The 2,260-nt window shown below is 77.9% G+C and carries 2 protein-coding genes; both read right to left on the reverse strand.

All coding sequences use genetic code 11. The features are described from left to right. On the reverse strand, positions 1-1,515 hold a 1,515-nt coding region (locus tag AE652_RS39870), incomplete at its 3' end, for an RNA repair domain-containing protein (RefSeq protein WP_049660565.1). Further along, positions 1,515-2,260 (reverse strand): ATP-binding protein (locus tag AE652_RS39875; protein WP_049660566.1); only part of this gene is annotated, 746 nt, incomplete at its 5' end. The genes AE652_RS39875 and AE652_RS39870, both read right to left, overlap by 1 nt.

Genomic DNA, 2,260 nt, shown 5'->3' on the forward strand with positions numbered 1-2,260 from the left:
CGGGGTGAAGCCCTCCGCCCGGCCGCGGCAGCGCGGGAAGCGCCGTTCCAGCGCGTGCCGCAGTGCCGACCAGGGCGCGGCGGAGGCGGCGGCCGGGTCCAGCCAGACGGTGGCGTCCTCGCGGTGCCCGAAGGTGTGCACGCCCTCCAGGCGGGCGGTGAACGGCGCCACCTCGGCGGCGGCCGCGCCCAGCAGCGGCAGGGCGCGGTCGAACTCGGCCTCCGGGACGAAGCCGAACAGCAGGTTGACGTGCGGGGGCCAGCGGCGCATCTGCGGGTCGTACGCCTCGCGCAGGTGCTGGATCGGCGGCCAGAGCTCCTCGGGCGGCAGCCAGGCGACGGCGGTGCGGGCGGTGGGCGCGGCGTCGAGGACCGCGGCTCCGTCGCCGCTTTCGAGGAGGAGGTCGACGGCCACGCCGTAGTGGTCGGAGGGCAGGAGCCCGTCCTCGTCCGGGCGGTCGCCGAGCAGGACGGCCGCGGTGGCCCGGGTGCCGTCGGCGCGGTGCAGGACGCGGTCCAGCCGGCCCGGGCGGCCGGTCAGCGAGGAGACCGCGGCGAGCGGGTTGGCCGTCGGGTCGAAGGTGGGGGTGTCGTCGCCCGGCCCGTGGACCTCGGCCCAGGCGTCCCGCAGGCCGAGCGCGGCGGCCGGGCCGGCCGGGCCGGAGCGGCCGTCGTTGAAGTCCCCGAGCAGCAGCAGCTCTCCCTCCACGCCCGCCAATCCCTCGGCGAGCCGGGCGAGTTCGGAGCGGCGGCGGTCGGCGCCGTCCGGGGAGTGGTCGCTGCTGAGGTGGACTGCGGCGACGGTCAGCGGAGCGCCGGGGGCCCGTACCGCGAGGGCGGTGACGGCCTTGTGCGGGCCCAGCGTGTGCCGCCCGGCCGCCAGCACCGGCAGCCGGCTGAGCAGCAGCAGGCCGTGGTCGTCGACCTCCGGCCCCAGCGGGTCGGCGCCGAGGGTGTACCCGGCGCGGACCCAGGGCGCCGTCAGCAGCAGGGCGATCAGCTCCGGCTCGACCTCCTGGAGGGCGATGACGTCGGCGTCGGCGGCCGCCAGCGCGGCGAGCAGCAGCGGGCGGCGCCGGGCGGTGGCGATCCGGTCGGCGTCGTAGCGGTCCCACAGGGTGTTCCAGGTGACCACGCGCAGGCCGGTGGCCGTGGTGGCGGTCCCGGCGGTCTCGGTGGTCTCGCCGGTCCGGGCCGGCCGCCAGCCGCCGTCCGGGTGCCAGGCGTACGGGGTGGTCGCGGTGAAGAAGGGCGCGGGCAGGAGCGGCGGGTCGGTGCGGCGCCCGGCCTCGGTGCGGTCGAGCAGGTCCACGCCCGAGGCGCGGTCCCAGACCCGTACGCCGTCCGCCTCGACCCAGTGCACCCGGTGCCAGGGGATCTCGCCGGAGGCGGTGAAGGCCTCCAGCGGGACGCGCTCGGTGCGGTCGTCGCGGTGGCGCACGCCCAGGGTGAACCGCGCCGGGTCGAAGCGGGCGTCCCAGCGGATGCGCTGGCAGATCTGTTCGATGGGGCGCATCAGTCCTCCTGCTCGTCGAGCGTGCCCGCGGTGTCCTCCACGGTGCCACCGGGGCCGACGTACCAGGTGCGGTGCGCCTGGCCGGGGTAGGGCGGGCCGAAGCGGTGCAGCTGCGCGGTGAGCACCTGGTCGGGCACGGGGTGCGGGCGGACGGCGTTGCGGCGCAGCAGCTCCTCCTCGCCGACCACCAGCACCACCTGGGTGACCAGGGCGTCGCGGCGCTGGGCGACGGCGTGGACGTGGGAGCGCTGCTGGCGGTTGAGCGAGGTGGCGTCCCAGACGGCGGTGGCGCCGGTGGATCCCGCAGGGTCACCGGTGGATTCTCCAGGGCCGGGGGCCGGTGCGGCGGCCAGGGCGGCGTCCAGTCGGGCCAGGCCCTCGCGCAGCACATCGGCGTTGTCGCGCTGGTCGGCGCGCGAGCCCCGGGCGGCGCGCAGGTCGTCCAGGCTGATCCGGGCGGTCACGCCGGTGAGCCCGGCGGCGAAGCTGCTCTTGCCGCTGCCGGAGGGGCCGCACAGGTGGACCAGACGGGGGAACCGGCCGTCGCGCCAGCGCCAGGTGGCCGCGACGGCCTCCTCGGCGGTGGTGATCCGGCCGAGGGCGTACGCCTCGCGGGCCTGGGCCCAGCAGCGGTCGGCGGCGTCGCGGTCCAGACCGGCCAGCGCCGTCCGCAGCTCGGCCCGCAGCCGGGCGAGCGGAGCTTCGGCGAGCAGCCCGGCGTCCTCGGCGTACAGCGCCGACCAGG

Source organism: Kitasatospora sp. MY 5-36 (assembly GCF_001182915.1).
Lineage (GTDB): Bacteria > Actinomycetota > Actinomycetes > Streptomycetales > Streptomycetaceae > Kitasatospora.